This is a genomic window from Isoptericola sp. MSGPD8_1_ISO-PGPR-S23-394, from assembly GCF_058072785.1.
The window spans coordinates 327,932-347,335 of sequence record NZ_CM176517.1 but is presented as its reverse complement, the minus strand read 5'-3'; the positions used below and the strand labels follow the sequence as shown (position 1 = coordinate 347,335).

Here is a 19,404-nt window from a genome sequence, read left to right as displayed (position 1 = left end):
GGGACCGGCTGCGGGCACGAAAGAGCCCCGCGACGTCGTCATCTCCCGAAGTGGAGCGCCCCCTGGGGCGCGTGAACGCGACGTCGCGGGGCTCATCTGTGCCCGCAGCACCCAGCTGACTCAGCCCTTGACCGCCCCCGCCAGCATCCCGCGGACGAAGTACCGCTGCAGCAACAGGAACACGACGAGCGGCACGACCATCGCGATGAAGGCCCCGGCCGTGAGGATGTGCCAGTCGCCACCGCGGGAGCCCGCCAGCTCGGCGACCGCCACCGTGAGCGGCCGGTACTCCGGTGCCGCGAACGTCAGCCCGACGAGCAGGTCGTTCCACACCCACAGGAACTGGAAGATCCCGAACGCCGCGATGGCTGGGACCAGCAGCGGGAAGAGCACGCGGAAGAAGATCTTCACGTGGCCCGCGCCGTCGACCCGGGCCGCCTCCACGAGGGACCGCGGGATGTCCTTCATGAAGTTGTGCAGCAGGAAGATCGCGAGCGGGAGCGCGAAGATCGAGTGGGAGAGCCACACCGTCCAGAACGAGCCCTGCATGCCCCACTGGTTGTAGTTGGTCAGCAGCGGCACGAGGGTGACCTGGATGGGCACGACCTGCAGGGCGAAGACGCCGACGAACAGCAGGTCGCGTCCCCGGAAGTCGATCCAGGCGAACCCGTAGGCAGCCAGGAGCGCCACCGTGATGGGGATGACCACCGCCGGGATCGTGATGACGAAGGTGTTGACGAACACCTCCGACAGGTTGCTGCCGTTGCCGTAGAGGGCCTGGTTGTAGTTGTCGAGCGTGAACTCGGCTTCCCCGGAGAAGATGCCCGGCAGCACGGTCCACCAGCCGCTGGTGCGGATGTCGATCTCGGACCGGAAGGACGTCACGAGCAGCCCGACGGTGGGGATCGTCCAGAGGACCGCGAGGATCACCGCGGTGAGGGAAGCCCAGGGGGACGTGAGGCGCCCCTTGGTCGCGATCGCGCGCTTCTCGAGCCGGCTCAGCTTGCGCGGCTTGGTCGGCCCGGTGTCCTCGGTCTGGGGTACCGAGGCCGGGACGGCGGGAGTGGTGCTCATCGGATCTCCTCCGACCTGCGCATCTGGCGCACGTTGTACGCGACGATCGGGATCACCAGGATGAACAGCACCACGGCCAGCGCCGAGGCCAGCCCTTGGTTGTTCTGCCGGAAGGCCTGCGTGTAGAACTCGTTGGCGATCACCTGTGTGCCGAACTGCCCGCCCGTCATGGTGCGGACGATGTCGAAGGCCTTGAGCGTCGCCATGGCGATCGTGGTCAGGACGACGACCAGCGCCGGGCGGATGCTCGGGACCGTGATGTAGCGGAACATCCCGACCCCGTGCAGGCCGTCGAGCCGCGCGGCTTCGACGATGTCGTCCGGGATGGCCTTGATTGCCGCAGCCAGCACCGTCATGGCGAAACCGGTCTGGATCCAGATCATCACGAAGATGAGGAATCCGGTGTTCCACGGCTCACCGATGAGAAACTGCTGCGGTGGCAGGCCGAGCCAGACGAGCACCTGGTTGAGGAGACCGATCTGCTCGACGCCCGGCTGGTCGGGGCGGAACTCGTAGACGAAGCCCCAGATGATGGAGGCACCGACCATCGAGATCGCCATCGGGACGAAGATGAGCGTCTTGGCGAACTTCTCGAAGCGTGCCCGGTCCACCAGCACGGCGTAGACCAGTCCGATCAAGGTGCTCAGAAGCGGCGCCAGGATGACCCACGCCGCCGTGACCAGCAGCACCTTCTGGAACGTCCCGACCGTGAGCATCTGGACGTAGTTGTCCGCACCGACGAACTCCGTGGTGGTGCGGTTGAAGAACGAGTTGTAGAGCGTCTCCAGCCCGGGACGCAACAGCCCGAACGCGATGAGCAGCAGCGCCGGCCCCACGAAACCTACGGCGACCACCCACGACGGGATGCGCCGCGGCCGGTCCACCAGGAAGAGGATCAGGCTCATCACCCCCGCGAAGAGGAGGATCGCCACCGCCATCACCGCGAACTTCTGACCCGGGGTATCGGGTTCGAGCAAGAACTCCGTCAACCAGTCCACGACTCACCTCCGCACAAGATAGGGCCGACCCGGCCCGTCGGACGCGCGCGGCGTCCGACGGGCCGGGCCGGAGAGATCACATCGGCCAGCTGTTCTCGATCTGGTCGGCGACCTCCTGCGAGGAGGCACCGGTCAGCCAGTCGACGATGCCGTTCCAGAACGTCCCCGACCCGACCTCACCGGGCATGAGGTCGGAGGCGTCGAACCGGAAGACCGTCTCCTCGTCGGCGACCAGGGCGGCGGCGTCCTGGTCGAACTCCGAGGCGAGGTTGTTCACGTCCAGGCCGTTGTTGGCACTGAACCAGCCGCCCTCGGGCGTGGCGATGGCCTTCTCGTTGGCCCAGTCCGCGCTGGCGAGGTATGTCTGGAACGCCTGGACCTCCGGGCGGTCGTCGAACGCCGCGACGAACTCCCCGCCGCCGAGCACCGGCTGCATGTCCGTCTGGTCGGTGGGCAGGTAGAACGCGTAGACGTCACCGTCCGAACCGACCTCGGTGCCCTCCGGCCACTGCGTGGCGTAGAAGCTGGCCATGCGGTACATCCAGCAGCTGCCGTCCAGCACGCCGACACCGGCCTGGTCCCACGCCGTGGTCGCGATCGAGTCGACCCCGCCGAGACCCGCGTTGACGTACTCCGGGTTCTTGAGGATCTCCCCGGCCGCGTCGAAAGCCTCGACGATCTGCGGGTCGTTGAACGGGATCTCGTGGGAAATCCACTGGTCGTAGACGTCGGGGCCGGCCGTGCGGAGCACGACGTCCTCGATCCAGTCGGTGCCGGCCCAGCCGGTCGCGTCCCCGGACTCGACACCGGCGCACCACGGCAGGACCTCCTGCTCCGAGGCGATGGTCTCGGTGAGCTCCATCAGCTCGGTCCAGGTCTCCGGGACCTCGTAGCCGGCGTCGGCGAACATCGCCGGGTTGTACCAGACGAACGACTTCGCGTTGGCGCCCAGCGGTGCCGCGTAGAACGTGCCGTCGACCGAGCCGTACTCCTTCCACTCCTCGCTGAAGAACTCGTCGACGTTGGCCACGGTGGCCTCTGGTGGCTCGACGATCGCGTCCGGGAAGTCGCTGACGATGGTGTTCAGCAGGCCGGGCTGCGGCAGGTACGCGATGTCGGGGGTGTTGCCCGCCTGGATCCGCACCAGGAGCTGCGCCTCGAACTCGCGCGACCCCTCGTAGTCGACAGTGACGCCCGTGCACTCCTCGAACGCGTCGTAGGAGTTCTCCTGCTGGGTCTGCTCGGGCTCGACGATCGAGGTGTAGATGCTCACCGACGTGCCGTCGAGGTCGCCGAACTCGTCGTAGGCGGCGCAGTCGATCGACGACTCCATCATCTCGCCGTCGTCCGCCGTCTCTTCCGCGACGCCGCCCTCACCGTCGGGGTCGCTGCACGCGGCCAGGAGGAGCGCGAGGCTCGCACCTCCCGCGACCGCTGCCAGGCCACGGCGTCGTGCCGTCGTCCTTGTGGTCATGTCCAACCCTCCACTGCGTCGTGTGGTCGCACCGACGGCATGGTCCGCCGTCGGACTCGTGAGCCGTTTTGTCCCGTCTTCGGCACTCACGACCCCTTTGTAAAGTTGATCGCAAGTTTGCAGGGCATGCAACCGAGAGAGCGCTGCCCGACGGTTACGATGCGGTGACGATCCGACCCCGCGGCCAGTCGTGACACCCTTGGCGTCGGATGTCACGAGCACGTCGGACGAGAGCGGAAGGACCACCATGATCGAGCTGAGGACACCGCGGGAGATCGAGGAGATGCGCCCCGCGGGCCGCTTCGTCGCAGAGACCCTGCAGGCCGTGCGCGCGGCGGCGAAGCCGGGCGTCAACCTGCTCGAGCTCGACGAGCTCGCGCACCGCCGCATCAAGGAGCGCGGCGCCGAGTCCTGCTACATCGACTACCACCCCTCCTTCGGTGCGAGCCCGTTCGGCAAGGTCATCTGCACGTCCGTCAACGATGCCGTGCTCCATGGTCTCCCGCACGACTACACCCTGCTCGACGGGGACCTGCTCAGCATCGACTTCGCCGTCGCCGTTGACGGCTGGGTCTCCGACTCCGCCCTGTCGTTCGTCGTCGGGGAGTCCGCGTCACCCGCACGGGCCGAGGCCGACGCGCAGCTCATCCGCACCACCGAGGTGGCCCTGGAAGCGGGCATCGCCGCCGCTCAGCCCGGGAAGAAGATCGGCGACATCTCCGCCGCCATCGCCGCCGTCGCCCGCGAGGCCGGCTACTCGATCAACACGGACTTCGGCGGCCACGGCGTCGGCCGCACCATGCACGGCGACCCGCACGTCCCCAACGACGGCCGCGCCGGACGCGGCTTCCCGCTGCGGCCCGGGCTCGTCATCGCGATCGAGCCGTGGTTCCTCGAGACCACCGCCGAGATCTACACCGACGACGACGGCTGGACGCTGCGCTCGGCCGACGGCTCCCGCGGCGCCCACAGCGAGCACACCATCGCCATCACCGAGGACGGCCCGCTCGTCCTCACGGCTCGCGACTGAGGGCTACAGCAGCGACTTCAGGAGCTGGGCGGCGCCGTCGTCGTCGATGGTGCCGGTGACCTCGTCGGCAGCACCGCGGACCACGTCGTCCGCGTGCCCCATCGCGACGCCACGCGCCGCCCAGCGCAGCATCTCGACGTCGTTGCGACCGTCGCCCATCGCGACCGTGCGGTGCGGCTGGACGTGCGTGCGCCGTCGGACCTGCTCCAGCGCCGTCGCCTTCGACACCCCCAGCGGGGCCAGGTCCATCCAGGCGCTCCAGCCCACCGCGTACGTGACGTCGTCCAGACCCAGGTGCTCCACGAGCTCGTGGAACCGCTCGGAGGTGGACTCCGGGCTGCGCACGATGACACGCGTGACCTCGCTCGACCACAGGTCCTCGAGCGGCACCACGACGTGCACGCCCTCCAGCTCGCCCTCCGGGAACCGCTCCGTCATACGGAAGCCGACCCCGAGGTCCTCGACCGCGTAGCGGGCGTCGGGCAGCTCGTGGCGCAGCAGGCTCAGGGCGGGCTCGGGGTCGAACGTCACGACGTCCTCCGCGGCCCATCCGCCGGGCAGCTCCGGGTCGAGGCGCACCGTCACCGCGCCGTTCGAGCACACCATCCAGCCCGCGGTGATCCCCAGGTGCGCGGCGACCGGCAGCATGGCGATCAGCGAGCGGCCGGACGCGAGCACCACCTCGTGGCCGGCCGAGCGCACCGCCGCGACGGCGTCGTGCACCGCCGGGGTCATGTCGCCGTCGTAGGACAGCAACGTGCCGTCGATGTCGAGCGCCACCAGCATCCGGTCCGGCGAGGGGGTCGTCGCCACCTCAGCGCACCGGCTCGAGGACCTCGAGGCCGCCCAGGTAGGGCCGCAGCCCGGCGGGCACCCGGACCGAGCCGTCCGGCTGCTGGTGGTTCTCCAGGATCGCGACGATCCACCGCGTAGTGCCGAGCGTGCCGTTGAGCGTCGCCACCGTGCGGGTGCCGCCCTCGGTGCGCTCGCGAACGTTCATCCGCCGGGCCTGGAACGTCGTGCAGTTCGACGTCGAGGTGAGCTCGAGGAACCGCTCCTGGCTCGGCAGCCACGCCTCGCAGTCGAACTTGCGCGCGGCGCTCGTCCCGAGGTCGCCCGCGGCGGTGTCGATCACCCGGTAGGGCAGCTCGACCGCCGCCATCATGGCCTCCTCCCACGCGAGGAGCCGCTCGTGCTCCGCCGCGGCGTCGTCGGCCGAGCAGTAGCTGAACATCTCCACCTTGTGGAACTGGTGGACGCGGATGATGCCGCGCACGTCCTTGCCGTGCGACCCGGCCTCGCGGCGGTAGCAGGCGCTCCAGCCGGCGTAGCGCTTCGGGCCGTCCGAGAGGTCGAGGATCTCGTCGCCGTGGTAGCCCGCGAGCGCCACCTCCGAGGTGCCGACCAGGTACAGGTCGTCGCGCTCGAGGCGGTAGATCTCGTCGGCGTGCTCGCCGAGGAACCCGGTGCCCCGCATCGTCTCCGGGGTGACGAGCGTCGGGGTGATCATCGGCGTGAAGCCCTCGGCCAGCGCCTTGTCCATCGCGGCCTGCAGGATAGCCAGCTCCAGGCGGGCCCCGACGCCGGTGAGGAAGTAGAAGCGCGAGCCGGACACCTTGGCGCCGCGCTGGGTGTCGATGGCGCCCAGCGCCTCGCCGAGGTCGAGGTGGTCGCGGGGCGCGAACCCCTCGGCGGCGAAGTCGCGCGGGGTGCCGACCGTGCGCAGCGTGACGAAGTCCTCCTCGCCGCCCGCCGGGGCGCCCTCGACGACGTTGGGGATCCGGAACAGCAGCTCGTCCAGCTCGGCGTCGGCCTCGTTCGCCGCGGCCTGGTGCTCCTTGACCTGGGCGGCCAGCTCCTTGGTGCGGGCCAGCAGCGCCGCCTTGTCGTCGCCGGAGGCCTGGGCGACCTGCTTGCCGAGGGCCTTCTGCTCGGCCCGCAGGGACTCGAACTCCGCCAGGGAGCTGCGGCGTCGGGCGTCGGCGGCCAGGGCGGCGTCGGCGAGGGCGGGGTCCTCACCGCGCGCCCGCTGGCTCTCGCGGACGATGTCGGGGTTGTCGCGCAGGAGACGGATGTCGATCACGCCCGCCAGCCTAACGGTCCGGGGGGCGCGGGCCCCCGCGTGCGCTCCGGACCCCCCGGGGCGCCACCGTCGCACGCCGCTCCCCCGGCGCGTCGCACGCCACCTCGCGCACGACGGCCCGGTTCGCCCTATGTTGCCCTCATGCCCTGGGAGCTCATCGTCGGAATCGTCGCACTGGTCCTCGGTGCGGTCGCGCTCACGGTGGCGCTAGTCGCCGTGCGGCGCGACCGTGAGCGGCACGCGACCGCCTCGCCCCCCGCACCGGGCGCCGGGACGCCCCTCACCGGCCCGCTGATCGCCGTCGTGGTCAACCCCTCCAAGGAGAACACCGACCGGATCGTCGTCACCGCCCGCCGGGTCTGCGCCGAGGCGGCGCTGCCCGAGCCGCTCTTCTACGACACCACCGTCGACGACCCGGGCACGGGCCAGGCGCGCGCCGCCGTCGCGGCCGGTGCCGACATCGTGGTGGCCGCCGGCGGCGACGGCACCGTGCGGGCCGTCGCCGAGGGGCTGACCGGCACCGACACCCCCATGGGGATCGTGCCCGCCGGCACCGGCAACCTGCTGGCCCGCAACCTCGACATCCCGCTGGCCGACGTCGACGAGGCGATGGCCGTCGTCATCGGCGGACGCGACCGGCGCATCGACGTCGGCCGGGCGAGGGTCACGCCCGCGGCCGACGGTGCGGACGACCTCGACGTCGCCTCGGAGGACGTCGCCCCCGAGGGCGAGGGCGACGAGCGGGTGGCGCACCTCTTCCTCGTCATCGCCGGGCTCGGCTTCGACGCGGCGATGGTCGCCGACGCCGACGCGCAGCTCAAGGCCCGCATGGGCTGGGTCGCCTACTTCCTGGCCGGTGCCCGCCACCTGCACGGGCGCCGCATGAAGGCGCAGATCACCCTGGACGACGAGACCCCCGTGGCGGCCCGCCTGCGCACGTTCATGGTCGGCAACTGCGGGCGCCTGCCCGGCGGGATCACGCTCCTGCCGGACGCCGTGATGGACGACGGCATCCTCGACGTCGCCGCCATCGACACCCGGGGCGGTCTCGCCGGGTGGGCCCAGCTCTTCGGCGAGGTCGTCGCCCAGGGCATGGGCGTGCAGAACGAGGCGAGGATCAAGATCGGCCGGATCGACCACGTGCGCGCCCGCCGGGTCCGCATCGACGTGGACGGCGGCGAGCAGGCCCAGGTGGACGGCGACGTGCTCGGCCGCGCCGCCAGCCTCGAGTCCTGGGTGGAGCCCGGGGCACTGGTGGTGCGGGCGCCCGCATAGGCTGACCGGGTGCGACCCCCCGCCCGTCCCCTCGCCGTGCTCGTCGCGCTGCTGGCAGCCTGCGTGCTGCTTCCGTCCGCGGCGCACGGCGACGACGGCGGCGAGCCCGCCCCGCCGGAGACCCCGCTGGTCCTCGCCGGCGTCGCCGGTCTGCAGTGGAGCGACGTCGACGCCGACCGCACCCCGCACCTGTGGCGGCTCGCCGGCGGCGGCTCGGTCGCGTCCGTCGCGGTGCGGACGCTCACCCCGACCTGCCCCCTCGACGCCTGGCTCACGATGTCGGCCGGCCAGCGCGTCGGCTCGGACGCCGACGCCGGCGAGGTCGCCGGTGACGCCGCCGGCGCCGAGTGCACCGACCTGCCCGTCCCGGACGTCCACGAGGCCGAGGGGCCCGGTCCGGGCGCACCCGTCCCGGCGACCGTCCCCGGCGAGACCGACCGGACCACCACCGGGCGGACCGCGCCGACGACGGCCCCGCCGGGCGCGCTCGGCGACCTCGTCGACGACGCCGGGACGTGCGCGACGGCGGTCGGGCCCGGTGCTGCGGTCGCCCTCGCCGCCGGCGACGGCTCCGTCGCCCGCTACCTCCCCGACCTCGGCCGGCTCGACGCCGAGGAGGTGGCGCGCTGCCCCGCCACGGTCGTCGACCTGGGGACGCTGCCGGACCTCGCCGAGGACCGCCGCGCCGCCGTGGAGACCGTCGACGACCGGGTGGGTGAGCTGGTCGCGATGCTGCCCGACGGCGGCCGCCTCGTGATCACCGGCGTCGCCGACACCCCGCAGGGTCCCTCCGACCTGCAGGTCGTCGTCGACTGGACCGCGCCCGACGGCGGCGGGGCCACCTGGCTCACCTCGACGTCGTCGCGCTGGACGGGCGTGGTCGTCCTGGCGGACCTGAGCGCCACCGTCGCCGACACGGTGACCGGCGGCGCGCTCTCGGGCACGGCACCGGCACCCACGGGCGAGGACGAGGACGGCGACGACGCCGACCCGCTCGCCGAGGCGCTGGCCCCGTTCACCGGGTCGCCGCTCGAGCGGGGCGCCGACCGCCGCGTCCCCGTGGACACCACGGTGGAGAACCGGCAGTACCTCGGTGTCCTCACCGACACGGTGCCCCGGCTCGCCCCGGTGCTCCTCGGGCTGGTGACCGTGACGGGTCTGGTCGTCGTCGCCGCGCTGCTCGCCGGGCGCCGTCGGGCCTCCCGGGACGCGCCCGCCCGCACCGACCTCAGCACGTCGCCGCGGCCGTGGCGACGGGTGGCGCTCGCCGCCCTGATGGTCGCCACGAGCCTGCCCGTCGCGGCCTCGCTGGCGACCCTGACCCGCTGGTGGGCGTGGCCCTCGCCCGTGCTGGCGCTGCTGCTGGCCCTGACGGTCGCCGCCCTGGGCGCCGGTCTGGCGGCCTGGGCGGCACGCCGGCTCCTGCCCCCGTCGCCCTGGCGGGTCCCGACCTGCCTCGCCGCAGTCACGTGGCTGGTCCTCACGGTGGACGGGATCACGGGCACCACGCTGCAGCAGGGCTCGTTGCTGGGTTCGACCCCTGCCGTCGGCGCCCGCTTCTACGGGTTCTCCAACGCCGTCTTCGCCGTGTACGCCGTGGCCGGCCTGCTGCTGGCCGCGGGCCTCGCGGCCGTCGTCCGCACCCGTGGGGGCTCGCCGACCCGTGCCGCCGCGACGGCGGGTGCGGTCGGGGTGGTCACCCTCCTCGTGGACGGGCTGCCCGCCTTCGGCGCCGACCTCGGCGGGATCCTGGCCCTCGTGCCCGGCTTCGCGGTGCTGGTGCTCGGCATCGCGGGCGTCCGGACGACCTGGCGCCGGGCCGTCCTGGTGGGCGCCGCGACCGTGGCCGTGGTGGTGGTCGTCGCGGTGGCCGACTGGATGGTCGGCAGCAGCACCAGCCACCTGGGCGACTTCGTGCAGTCGGTGCTGGACGGCCGGGCCGTCGGCGTGGTCGCCGGCAAGGCCGCCGGCGCCTGGGCCACGATCGCCCACCCGGCCGGAGCGGCGGCGCTCGTGCTGTGCGCCGCGACGGGCTGGGCCGTCCTCCGCCCGCGCCAGGCACGCCTCGACGGCGTGGCCGCGGCCTACCGGCGGGACCCGCTGCTCCACCGGCTCGTCGTCGCGCTCGTCGTCACCGCCGTCGTCGGCACGCTGGTCAACGACTCGGGGATCCTCGTCGCGTTCCTCGTGCTGGTGCTCGCGACGCCGGCGCTGCTCGCCGGGCACCTCGAGCACACGGACGGCCCCGGTCGACCCGTCGGGACCGCCCGGCCGGCCGAGGGCGCCGTCGCCGCACCGGGCATCCACCGCCTGCCGACGGTGCTCGTGACCGTGAGCGGCGCGATGCTCGTGCTCCTGCTGCTCACGTCCGCCGCGCTCGGCTCCGCCGGGCTGCGGGCCGCCGCCGAGGAGGCCGACGCGGGCGGTCAGGTGGCGCCCGGCGTCGAGGACGTCGCCACCCCGGACCGGCCGGTCGTCCTCGTCGGGACGACGGGCGTCCGCTGGGACGACGTCGCCGAGGGACGCGCACCCGTCCTGAGCGCGCTGCTCGCCGACGGCGCCGGCGCCGGCGGGACCGCGCAGCCGACGGGCGCGTCGAGCCGGTGCGTCGTCGGCGGGTGGCTCGCGCTCTCGGCGGGCACCCTGCCGGAGGTGTCCACCGAGCGTGCGGACGACGACACCTGGCGCTGCCCCGCGCCCCGACCCGTGCCGGCGGACGACGGCGCCGTGGTCGAGGGGTGGGACGAGCTCGTCGCGCTCCAGCGCGGCTCGACGTACCAGGCCGCGCTCGGGACGCTCGCGGACCAGCTCGCCGCGGGCGGGTGCGCCACCGCCGTCGGCCCCGGCGCCGCCCTCGCGCTGGCCGACCCCGAGGGCGACGTCGCGCGGTACCGCGAGCTCGGCGCGGCGACGACACCGGGCACGGACGCCTTCGGCTGCCCCGCGACGGTCGTGGACGCCGGGGATGCGACAGCATCGCCCGTGGACCCGGACGCCACGGCCGAGGAACGCGTCGCCCAGGAGGCGGAGCACGCGGCCGCGGTGCGCGCCGTCGACGCCACCGTGGGCGAGGTCCTGGCCGCCGCGCCGCCGGACGCCACCGTCCTGGTCGCGGACCTCGCGGGGACCCCCGGGAGCCGGCCGGTGCTCGGCGTCGCGCTCGTCCGGCCGGGCGCCGACGCGCCGCCGGAGCCGCGGTTCCTCACCAGCGCCGCGACCCGGACCGACGGCGTCGTCCGGGTGCTCGACGTCCCGTCCACCATCCTCGGAGCGGCGGGCCTGACGCCCACGGCCCCGGTGGACGACACCCCGCTGGCGTGGGGGTCGCCGCGGCCGCAGAAGGCCGCCGAGGCCGCGGAGGGCCTGGCCGACCTCACGACGCTCGACCACTCGCGGCGCGCCGTCTACACGGCGTTCGTCGACCTCCCGCTGTACGCGGGCCTGGCGCTCGCCGTGGCCTGCCTGCTCCTCGGCCCACGGCTCGCACGCGCGACCGGGCCCCGCGCACCGGCACGACGGCGAGCAGCCTGGGGCTGGGCCCGGGGCGCCGCCCTGGTCCTCGCGGCGCTCCCGGCCGGTGCCTACCTCGGCTCGTCGACCGGCTGGTGGCGCTTCGAGCAGCCCACGCTCGCGCTCGTCGCGTCCGCCCTGGGCACGACGGCGGTCGTCGCGGCCGTCGGCGCACTCGCACCGCGGCGGCCGGTCTGGCTCGGGCCGGGGATCGTCGCCGGGATCACCTTCGCCGTGCTCACGCTCGACGCGCTGATCGGCACTCCTCTGAACCGGGCGAGCCCGTTGGGCTCAGCCCCGACGTTCGGCGCGCGCTTCTACGGCTTCAGCAACCCGACCTTCTCCGTCTACGCCGTCGCCGCGCTGGTGACCGCCGGAGCCCTCGCCCAGCTGCTCGTCGAGCGAGGCCGGCGGGCCGCGGCGACGGTGGTGGTGGCAGCGACCGGTGTCGTCACGATGGCGGTCGTCGTGTGGCCCACCCTCGGCGCCGACCTCGGCGGCGCCCTCGTGGTCGTCCCCGCCTTCGCCGTGCTCGGGCTCGCCACCTCCGGGGCACGGCTGACCTGGCAGCGGTTCGTCGTCGTCAGCGCGGCCGGGGTCGGCGCCGTCGCGGTCGTCGGCGTGCTCGACCGGCTGCGGCCGCCCGAGGACCGCTCGCACCTCGGCCGGTTCGTCGGGCAGGTCGTCGACGGCGAGGCCTGGGAGACGCTGGCCCGGAAGGCCGGCTACGCCGCCCGGTCCGTCCTCGACGGCGCACCGGTCTGGCTCACGCTGGCCGTACTGGTGGCCGGGGGCCTCCTGCTGTTCGCTCCCGGGCGGTTCACCCCGCGCTGGTTCGCCCGCACGGAGGCCGCGTGGCCGCTCCTGCGCCCGACGGTCCTGGCGATCTGGGTCACCTGCATGGCCGGTTCCGTCGTGAACGACTTCGGGGCCCGGATCGCGATGATCGCCCTGGTGCCGGCCGTCCCGCTGCTCACGGTGGCCGCGCTGCACGCGCTGTGGTCCGGCGGGACGGCGGACCCCGTGGCGACCCGCCCCCAGGACCGCCTCGTAGGCTGACCCGGTGCGCCCGACCCTCCGTCCCGTCGCCGTCATGGTCGGCCTGCTCTGCGCCCTCGCGCTGAGCCTGGCGCCGACGGCGCACGCCGACGACCTCGACCGACCCACCGGCAGTCCCGTGGTGCTGGCAGGGGTCGCAGGGCTGCAGTGGACCGACGTCGACGCCGTCCGGACGCCGAACCTCTGGCGGCTCGTGGGCGGCGGGTCCGTCGCGTCGGTCTCCGTGCGCACGCTCACGCCGACCTGCCCCGTCGACGCCTGGCTCTCGCTGTCCGCGGGCCACCGGGTCGTCGCCGAGCGGGACGACGGCACCGAGCACGACAGCAGCGGGGACGACGGCAGCGAGGACGACGAGGAGCTGGCGTCGCCCTGCCCCCCGATGCCCGTCCTGCCGGCCGCCGGCACACCACACCCCGTGCACGTGCCCGGCTGGGACGGTCTCGTCGCCGAGAAGGACGTCCCGGCCGCCGGGCCGGAGCTCGGCGCCCTGGGCGGCCTGGCGGAGACGGTCGGGCGGTGCACGACGGCGGTCGGCCCGGGAGCGGCCCTGGCCCTCGCCGACCCGGCCGGTGACGTCGAGCGCTACCTGACCGACCCCACGGACCTCACGAGCGCCTCCGACCTGTCCGCCTGCCCGGTGACCGTCGTCGACCTGGGCGTGCTGCCCGACGCGGCCACGGAACGCACCGAGGCCGTCGCGACCGTGGACGCCGCCGTGGGACGGCTCGCCGCCCTGCTGCCCGACGGCGGACGGCTCGTCGTCGCCGGCCTGGCCGACACGCCGCTGGGCCCGGAGGACCTGCAGGTCGTCGTGGACTGGACGGCGCCGGGCGCGGACGCGACCTGGCTCACGTCCACGTCGTCACGGTGGCCTGGCGTCGTCGTCTCCGGCGACCTGTCCGCCACGCTCGCGGACGCCCTGCTGATCGGCGCCGACCTCGAGGACGAGCAGGTCGCCGAGGCCGCGTCCCTGTTCACCGGGTCCCCGCTGCAGCACGGCGAGGACCGACGGCTGGCCGTCCCGCGCACGGTCGAGAACCGGCAGTACCTCTCCGTGCTCACCGAGACGCTGCCCCGCATGACGCCAGTCCTCGTCGGCACGATGGCGCTGGCCGTCGTGGGTGCCGTCACCGGCCTGCTCGTGTCCCGCCGCAGTCCTGCCCGGCTGGCGCCGGCGGTGCTCGTGGTCGCCTCCTGCCTGCCCGTCGCGGCGACCCTGGCCACTCTCTCCCGCTGGTGGGTGTCCCCGGTGCCGGTGACCGTCCTGTCCGTGGCGGTGACGCTCGGCGCGACGGCGGTGGCGCTCACGGCCTGGTGCGCGCGGCTGCTGCTCCCGCCGTCGCCGTGGCGACTGCCGACCGTGCTCGCGGCGCTGACGTGGCTCGTGCTGACCGTCGACGGCCTCACCGGCACCACCCTGCAGCAGGGATCGCTGCTCGGGCCGGCCCCATCGCTGGGCGCCCGGTTCTACGGGTTCTCCAACTCCGTGTTCGCGGTCTACGCCGTGGTGGGGCTCGTGCTGGCCGCAGGCGTCGCCGCGGTGCTGCGCCGGCGCGGCAGCTCCCGGCGGACGCAGGTGCTCGCCGTGGCGGCCGTGGCCACCGTCACGGTGCTCGTCGACGGGCTGCCGCCCTTCGGCGCCGACCTCGGCGGCATCCTCGCGCTGGTCCCGGCCTTCGCGGTGCTGCTGCTGGGGGTCGCCGGCATCCGGGTCACGTGGCGGCGCGCGCTGCTGGTCGCCGGCGCCACCCTGCTGGGCGCCGCCACCGTCGCCGTCCTGGACTGGGCGTTCCCGCCGGCCACCCACCTCGGCGGGTTCGTGCAGTCCTTGCTCGACGGCGACGCGGCCGCCGTCGTCGCGGCCAAGGCGAGCGGGGCGTGGGCCACCGTCGCGAACCTCGCCGGTGCCTTCGCCGCCGTGGTCTGCGGCGTGGCGGCCTGGGCGGTCCTCGACCCGTGCCGGTTCCGCCTCACCGGTGTCGCCGCCGCCTACGACCGCGACCCGCTGCTGCGCCGCACGGTCGGCGCGGTGGTCACGGTCGCCGTCGTCGGCACCCTGCTCAACGACTCCGGCGTCGTCGTCGCGATGTACGTGCTGCTCCTCGCGGTCCCGCTTCTGCTGGTCGGCGGCCTCGAGGCCGCCCTCTCCCCGGCGTCCGGCACCGGGGAGCCGTCCGCCCCCCGCTCCGGCGTCCCCCGCCTCCTGGCCGGGGTGGGCGCCGGACTGCTGGTCACCCTGCAGCTCGGCGGCGCCGCCCTGCCCGCCAGCGGCCTGTCGCACGCCGGCGACGTGTCCGACGGCGGGTCGCCCGTCCTGTCCGACGGCGAGCCCGTCGTCATCATCGGCACCGACGGGCTGCGCTGGCAGGACGTCTCCCCCACCGCCACCCCCACGCTGTGGCGCGCCCTCCGCGACGGCGCGGGCGCCGGCGGCGTCACCGCGTCCGTGACCGGCGCCTCGGCCGACTGCGTGGCCGCGGGCTGGCTCGGGATGTCGGCCGGGCGCAGCCCGGTGACCGGCGCGACCGTCGACGGCGCGTGGCGCTGCGCCGACTGGGACGTGACGCCGGCCGACGACGGCGGCACAGGCGCCGCGGTGGACGGCTGGGACGAGCTCACCGACCTGCAGACGGGCTCCGCGTTCGCGCCCCGCCTCGGCGTGCTCGGCGGTGCGCTCGCGGACGGCGGCGTGTGCAGCACCGCCGTCGGCCCCGCTGCGGCCTTGACCCTGGCGGGACCCGACGGCACCGTCGAGCGCTACCGGAGCGTGGCCGACGCCCTCGCCGACCCGGTCGACGCGTTCGGCTGCCCGGTGACCGTCGTCGACGCCGGTGCGGCGCCCTACCACCCCACGGGTGAGGGCAGCGTCTCCCGCCCGGTGCCGGACGAGGCCACCAGCCCCGGACCGACGCGTGACGCCGCGCTGCAAGAGGTCGACGCGACGGTCCGGGACGTGCTCGACGTCGTGCCCGACGACGCCACCGTGCTGGTGCTCGACGTCGGCAACCCGGCGCCGACCCGCCCGGCACTCGGCGTGGGGCTGGCGCGCACGGACACCGAGTCCGCGCCGTCGTACCTGACGTCGTCGGCGACCCGCTGGCTCGGCGTCGTGCGGCTGCTGGACGTGCCCGTGACCCTCGTGGAGGACTTCGGTCTGCCCCGGCCCGCGGAGCTCTCCGGTGCGGTGGTCGCGCTCGGCGCGGACCGGCCGAGCGGCAGCGGCGCCACCGTGCGCGACCTGGCCGCCGTCACCGACCGGGACCATGCGCTGCGGCAGGTGACCGACGCCACCACCGGCAGACCGACCCTCGTGGCGCTGGGCGCGTTCGCCCTGGTGGTGCTGGTGCTGCCCTGGCTCCGGCGGCGCGGGCACGTCCGCACCGCGCTGGTCTCCGCCCGCGTCCTGGAGACCGTCCTGCTGCTGTGCGCGGCGGTGCCCGCCGCGAGCTTCCTCATGACCAGCTGGACGTGGTGGCGCCTGCCCGACCCGGACGTCGGCCTGTGGGTGGCGCTCGGGGCCGGCACGGTGACGGTCGCCCTCGTGGGGTCGCTGGCGCCCCGGCGGCCCGCCTGGGCCGGGACGGTGGTGGTCGCGTCCGTGACGTTCGTCGTGCTCACCTTCGACGCGCTGCTCGGCACCCCGCTGCACCGCGGGAGCCCGCTCGGTGCCGCGCCGACGTTGGGAGGACGCTTCTACGGCTTCGGCAACCCCACGTACTCCGTCTACGCCGTCGTCGCCGTGCTCTGCGCCGCCGGCGTCGCCATGCTGGTGACGCGCCGCTGGAACCGCGTCGCAGGGGCGGTCGCGGCCGGCATGGTCGGTGTGGTCACCACCGTCGTCACCGTGTGGCCCACGTTCGGCGTCGACGTCGGCGGCGGGCTCGTGCTGGTGCCGGTGTTCGCCGTCGTCGTGCTCGGTGCCCTGGGGGCCCGGTCGACGTGGCCGCGGCTGCTGCTGGCCGGCGGCGCAGGGGTGCTGCTCGTGGCCGTCATCGGCGTCGTCGACTGGTTGCGCCCTCTCGACCAGCGGTCCCACCTGGGGGCGTTCGTGCAGGCCGTGCTCGACGGCGGGGCGTTCGAGACGGTGTGGCGCAAGGCCGGGTACGCGTGGAGCTCGCTGGGCGCGGGCTTCCCCGCCTGGCTGTCGCTCGGGGTGCTCGTCGCTCTCGCGCTCGTGCTGTGGGGCGGGCGCCGGCTGCGCGCCCGCTGGCTGGAGCAGTCCGAGGCGGCGTGGCCGCTGCTGCGGCCCGTCCTCGTGGCGCTGCTGATCGCCGGTGTGGGCGGGGCGCTCGTCAACGACTACGGGATCCGCGTCGTGACCCTCATGCTGTTCCCCGCCGTCCCGATGCTCGGGCTGCTCGCGCTGCGGGCGGCACCCGGCCTGCAGGCCGAGGGGCCGCCCGCGCGGGCCACCAGGCCCGCCGGGGCGGCCTCACGCTGAGGCACCGGGCTTGCTGAGGCACCGGGCTCAGAGAGCCCGAGCCGGGCTCCGCGAGACCGAGCTCAGCGCCGCGAGCGCGGCCCCGACCGCCCCACCGCGTCGACGACACGACGCATCTGCCGGGTACCGACGGCCGCCATGACGTCCCGGTACTGCCCGGCCCGGTGGAGCTGGCCGGCGAGGTCGTTCGACGACGCCCGGTGCCGCAGGTCGCACGGGACCTCGACCGCGACGTACCCCGCGCGCAGCAGGTCGACCGTCATGCCGGTCTCGACCCCCCAGCCGTGCGCGAGCGGGGTGGCGGCCTCGAACGCCTCGCGGGTGAGGCACCGCATGCCCGACAGCGGCTGGGTGGGGCTCCAGCCGGTGAGCCGCTGGATGGACCGGCGGGCGGCCCCGACGACGATGCCGCGTCCGCCGGCTCCCTTCTGGGCCGGGAGCAGCGCGATGGCGAGGTCGGCGACTCCTTCGCGCACCGGGCCGACCAGGGGCGCGGTGTTCACGGCGGTGTCGCCGAGGTCCCCGTCGACGAACAGCAGCAGGCGCGCCAGGCCGTCGACGTCCCGCATGGCGGCGACGGCGGCCCCGGTCTCCATGGCCGCGGCCTTGCCGCGGTTGTGGGAGTGCCGCACGACCACGGCCCCGGCGTCCCGCGCGACGTGCTGGGTCTCGTCCTCGGACCCGTCGTCGACCACCAGCACGAGGTCGACGTGCGGGATGGCGCGCGCGGACCTCACGGTCGCGGCGATCCGCTCGGCCTCGTCCTTCGCCGGGATGACGACCGCGACCCGCTGCACGCTGCGCCCGCCGCGGGCGGTGGGCGGGCGTGGGGTCTTGGCCACCGGCATGCTCGGACGGCGTGGTCCCGGGCTCGCCGGTACGTCTCCGGGCGCCACCTCACGGCTGGTCCGTGTTCCCCCGTGCTCCGCGTTCACAGCTCCCTGCCTGTGCGGCCGTCACAGCCACGGTCGTCGATGTGATCCTCGGCGTGACTCGCCGGGATCGGAAGTGCAAAGAACTTCCCTCAGAATCCTACTCCCCCGGTACGTGGGATGTTGTGCATCTGGGGGACTGGTCCGGGTCCAGGGGGTGAAGTTTCTGTGCGGGTCAGCGCAGGGTCACCTGGCGCGAGACAATTCCGGCCCGCGCGCGGCGCTCGTTCGCGTCCAGCGGCGCATCGACGGCGAGCGCCGCCTCGAACCGCTCGGACAGCTCCTGGACCGGTCCGGTCAGCTCGTCCGCCTCGGTGCCGCGCGGCAGCTCCCACACGGGCACCACGAGACCGCACGCCCGGAACATGCCGAGGAACTTGCCCCCCGCCAGACCGGAGTCCCGCTTCGCGTGCAGCCGGGCGATCGCGTCGACCACGCGGTCCTCGTCCTCGGTGCGTGCCCACCGCACGAACTCGCGGCTCATCCGGCACCAGTAGGCGGCGTCCACGCCCTCGATCTTGACGGTGGGGATCGTCTGCTCGGCGGCCTCCTCGAGGCCCTCCTTGATCTCGGCGGTCATCTCTGCCGAGGAGTCGATCCAGTAGTCGTAGCCCTCGTGGACCGTCACGTCGAACGGCACGGAGGTGTCCAGCACGTCCTGCAGGCGCGGCGTGTCGGACGTGACGTCGAGCTGCTCGGGCAGGATGCCGGTGCCCGGCTCCGCCTCGATCGCGGCGAGCAGCGCGGCCGCCAGGGATCTGCTGATGTCGTCCGAGCTGAGCACGCCCTGGACGGCCAGGAGGACGGTGCCGTCCTCCCGGTGCAGCGCGGACCAGCCGCCCGGCAGCACGGTGGCGACGACGACGTCACGGCCGCCGTGCGCGTCGACGGTGCGGGCCGGTGCGGTCGCCGAGGGCACGATCTCCCGCATCGAGACCCAGTCGGCCTCCCCCGGGAGACCCTCGAACGGACGCAGCACGAACTCAGCAGTCTTGGCCATGCGCCCGATCCTATCGGCCGCCGCGGTCAGGAGGTCATGGCGCCGAGGAGCTCCGCCCCCGGACCGTCCATGAGCCCGATCACGTTGCCGGCGGGGTCGGCGAACCAGGCGCCGTCACCACCCTCCATGAAGCCGCGGACGATCCCTCGGTCGTCGTGGTCGAAGGACTCGTAACGGAGCATCTCCACGCCCTGACGACCGAGCTCGTCCACGACCTCGTCGACGTCGTCGACCGCGAGGTGGAGCACCGTGAAGCTCGCGGGGACGTGGTCCTCCTTCGGGTACACCATGAACGTGGTCCCGCTGTCGAGGTGCAGGACGAGGAACCCGCGGTCACCGGTGACCCGCATCCCGAGCACGTCCTCGTAGAACCGCCGTGCGGCGTCCACGTCGTCGACCGCGAAACTGCCGAAACCTCGCCGCGTGCTGACCATGAGGCACTCCTTCGCGCCACGGCGGTCCCGGGGGCCGAGGGCCCGTACCGTGAGGGCACCGCCTCTTCCAGGATCCACCCCTCTCGCCCGCCGG

Annotated in this window: 12 protein-coding genes; 4 read left to right on the top strand and 8 right to left on the bottom strand. The window is 74.2% G+C overall.

Going from position 1 to position 19,404, the window contains the following annotated elements; genetic code table 11:
* Positions 1 to 120: 120 nt before the first annotated feature.
* From AC3RJ8_RS01570 to AC3RJ8_RS01560, 3 genes are all read right to left on the bottom strand, one after another.
* On the bottom strand, positions 121 to 1,074 hold the full coding sequence (locus tag AC3RJ8_RS01570; protein WP_489714221.1) for a carbohydrate ABC transporter permease: 954 nt from the start codon (positions 1,072 to 1,074) through the stop codon (positions 121 to 123).
* The gene (locus tag AC3RJ8_RS01565; RefSeq protein WP_489715548.1) at positions 1,071 to 2,012 is read right to left on the bottom strand and encodes a carbohydrate ABC transporter permease; all 942 of its coding nucleotides are present in this window, start codon (positions 2,010 to 2,012) and stop codon (positions 1,071 to 1,073) included. Before AC3RJ8_RS01565 ends, AC3RJ8_RS01570 begins: the two co-directional genes overlap by 4 nt.
* Positions 2,013 to 2,148: 136 nt before the next feature.
* The gene (locus AC3RJ8_RS01560; RefSeq protein ID WP_489714220.1) at positions 2,149 to 3,546 is read right to left on the bottom strand and encodes an ABC transporter substrate-binding protein; all 1,398 of its coding nucleotides are present in this window, start codon (positions 3,544 to 3,546) and stop codon (positions 2,149 to 2,151) included.
* Positions 3,547 to 3,793: 247 nt separating this feature from the next.
* Between AC3RJ8_RS01560 and map the strand changes: the two genes are divergently transcribed.
* A complete protein-coding gene (gene map, locus AC3RJ8_RS01555; RefSeq protein WP_489714219.1) occupies positions 3,794 to 4,576 on the top strand; it encodes a type I methionyl aminopeptidase in 783 nt (260 codons plus the stop codon).
* Between the two features lie 3 nt (positions 4,577 to 4,579).
* On the opposite strand, the gene AC3RJ8_RS01550 is transcribed toward map, so the two are convergent.
* The gene (locus AC3RJ8_RS01550; protein ID WP_489715547.1) at positions 4,580 to 5,362 is read right to left on the bottom strand and encodes an HAD family hydrolase; all 783 of its coding nucleotides are present in this window, start codon (positions 5,360 to 5,362) and stop codon (positions 4,580 to 4,582) included.
* 28 nt (positions 5,363 to 5,390) lie between these two features.
* The gene (gene serS, locus AC3RJ8_RS01545; RefSeq protein WP_489714218.1) at positions 5,391 to 6,659 is read right to left on the bottom strand and encodes a serine--tRNA ligase; all 1,269 of its coding nucleotides are present in this window, start codon (positions 6,657 to 6,659) and stop codon (positions 5,391 to 5,393) included.
* A 141-nt stretch (positions 6,660 to 6,800) separates the two neighbouring features.
* Here serS and AC3RJ8_RS01540 point away from each other — a divergent pair, with 141 nt between their 5' ends.
* Genes AC3RJ8_RS01540 through AC3RJ8_RS01530 form a run of 3 tightly spaced genes read left to right on the top strand, consistent with a single transcriptional unit; the run spans position 6,801 to position 16,944 of the window.
* Positions 6,801 to 7,934 carry a diacylglycerol/lipid kinase family protein gene (locus tag AC3RJ8_RS01540; RefSeq protein ID WP_489714217.1) on the top strand — a complete coding sequence of 378 codons (1,134 nt, stop codon included), beginning with the start codon at positions 6,801 to 6,803 and terminating at the stop codon, positions 7,932 to 7,934.
* Between the two features lie 9 nt (positions 7,935 to 7,943).
* Positions 7,944 to 12,503, top strand: coding sequence for a hypothetical protein (locus tag AC3RJ8_RS01535; protein ID WP_489714216.1), 4,560 nt, complete (start codon positions 7,944 to 7,946; stop codon positions 12,501 to 12,503).
* A 4-nt stretch (positions 12,504 to 12,507) separates the two neighbouring features.
* A complete protein-coding gene (locus tag AC3RJ8_RS01530; RefSeq protein WP_489714215.1) occupies positions 12,508 to 16,944 on the top strand; it encodes a hypothetical protein in 4,437 nt (1,478 codons plus the stop codon).
* Positions 16,945 to 17,006: 62 nt separating this feature from the next.
* Here AC3RJ8_RS01530 and AC3RJ8_RS01525 read toward each other — a convergent pair whose 3' ends face one another.
* From AC3RJ8_RS01525 to AC3RJ8_RS01515, 3 genes are all read right to left on the bottom strand, one after another.
* On the bottom strand, positions 17,007 to 17,792 hold the full coding sequence (locus AC3RJ8_RS01525) for a glycosyltransferase family 2 protein (protein ID WP_489714214.1): 786 nt from the start codon (positions 17,790 to 17,792) through the stop codon (positions 17,007 to 17,009).
* A 259-nt stretch (positions 17,793 to 18,051) separates the two neighbouring features.
* The gene (locus AC3RJ8_RS01520; RefSeq protein WP_489714213.1) at positions 18,052 to 18,876 is read right to left on the bottom strand and encodes a DUF5926 family protein; all 825 of its coding nucleotides are present in this window, start codon (positions 18,874 to 18,876) and stop codon (positions 18,052 to 18,054) included.
* Between the two features lie 26 nt (positions 18,877 to 18,902).
* A complete protein-coding gene (locus AC3RJ8_RS01515) occupies positions 18,903 to 19,310 on the bottom strand; it encodes a VOC family protein (RefSeq protein ID WP_489714212.1) in 408 nt (135 codons plus the stop codon).
* Between the last annotated feature and the right edge of the window lie 94 nt (positions 19,311 to 19,404).

Bases quoted from the DNA above. Each gene is read 5' to 3' on its own strand.
- AC3RJ8_RS01570 (WP_489714221.1), bottom strand. From the start codon at position 1,074: ATGAGCACCACTCCCGCCGTCCCGGCCTCGGTACCCCAGACCGAGGAC.
- AC3RJ8_RS01565 (WP_489715548.1), bottom strand. From the start codon at position 2,012: ATGGCGGTGGCGATCCTCCTCTTCGCGGGGGTGATGAGCCTGATCCTC.
- AC3RJ8_RS01560 (WP_489714220.1), bottom strand. From the start codon at position 3,546: ATGACCACAAGGACGACGGCACGACGCCGTGGCCTGGCAGCGGTCGCG.
- map (WP_489714219.1), top strand. From the start codon at position 3,794: ATGATCGAGCTGAGGACACCGCGGGAGATCGAGGAGATGCGCCCCGCG.
- AC3RJ8_RS01550 (WP_489715547.1), bottom strand. From the start codon at position 5,362: ATGCTGGTGGCGCTCGACATCGACGGCACGTTGCTGTCCTACGACGGC.
- AC3RJ8_RS01540 (WP_489714217.1), top strand. From the start codon at position 6,801: ATGCCCTGGGAGCTCATCGTCGGAATCGTCGCACTGGTCCTCGGTGCG.
- AC3RJ8_RS01525 (WP_489714214.1), bottom strand. From the start codon at position 17,792: ATGCCGGTGGCCAAGACCCCACGCCCGCCCACCGCCCGCGGCGGGCGC.
- AC3RJ8_RS01520 (WP_489714213.1), bottom strand. From the start codon at position 18,876: ATGGCCAAGACTGCTGAGTTCGTGCTGCGTCCGTTCGAGGGTCTCCCG.
- AC3RJ8_RS01515 (WP_489714212.1), bottom strand. From the start codon at position 19,310: ATGGTCAGCACGCGGCGAGGTTTCGGCAGTTTCGCGGTCGACGACGTG.